Annotated in this window: 1 pseudogene; it reads left to right on the forward strand. The window is 68.8% G+C overall.

The window, feature by feature from the left end:
• Positions 1–527: pseudogene (locus HUK84_RS21305) on the forward strand (deoxyguanosinetriphosphate triphosphohydrolase); the annotation flags it as partial.
• Between the last annotated feature and the right edge of the window lie 213 nt (positions 528–740).

The raw sequence follows: 740 nt of genomic DNA on the forward strand, positions 1-740 counted from the left end.
TGGCGCAGGTGCGCCGGCTGGCGGGCGAGGCGGAACCGCCCCGGGGCGGGAGGGATATGAGCGCGGACATGCGGGCGGAATTGCAGGTCGACGACCGGATCCGGCATGAGACCATCCGCCGGGTGATCAATGCGCTGGCGGTCGACCTGACCGGGCAGACGCGGCGGAATCTCGAGGAACTGGCCCCGGCCTCGGCCGAGGATGTCCGGCGCGCCGCCGCCCCGGTCGTGGCCTACAGCCCGGCCATGGCGCGCGACAACGGAGCGATTCGCGGTTTTCTCTATGCGCGGCTCTATCGTCACTGGCGGGTCAATCGCATGACGCGCAAGGCCCGCATGGCGGTCGAATCGATCTTCTCGATCCTGGCCGCGGACCTGTCGCTGCTGCCGGACGGGTGGCGGCAGCAGGCGCAGGGGACCGATCGGACCGGTGCGCACCGCGTCGTGGCGGATTATATAGCCGGTATGACGGACCGATTCGCGATGGAGGAACATCGGCGGTTGACGGATCTGTCCGTGCCGGGCTGAAACGCCCGATCGTCCATCATCAGCCGCCAGTCATCAGTACCAGTCCAGAGTGGAACCGTATCGCATGTCCGACAGCCTGTTCGTCCGCTATCTCTCGCACGTGCGCGATGCCCTGCGACGGATCGTTCCGGACCTGCCGGACGAGGTGGCGGCGCGGGTCGAGCTGACGCCCGCGCGCGATCCGGCCCATGGCGACATGGCGACCAACGCCGC

It is taken from the genome of Nguyenibacter vanlangensis, from assembly GCF_013376155.1.
GTDB lineage: Bacteria > Pseudomonadota > Alphaproteobacteria > Acetobacterales > Acetobacteraceae > Gluconacetobacter > Gluconacetobacter vanlangensis.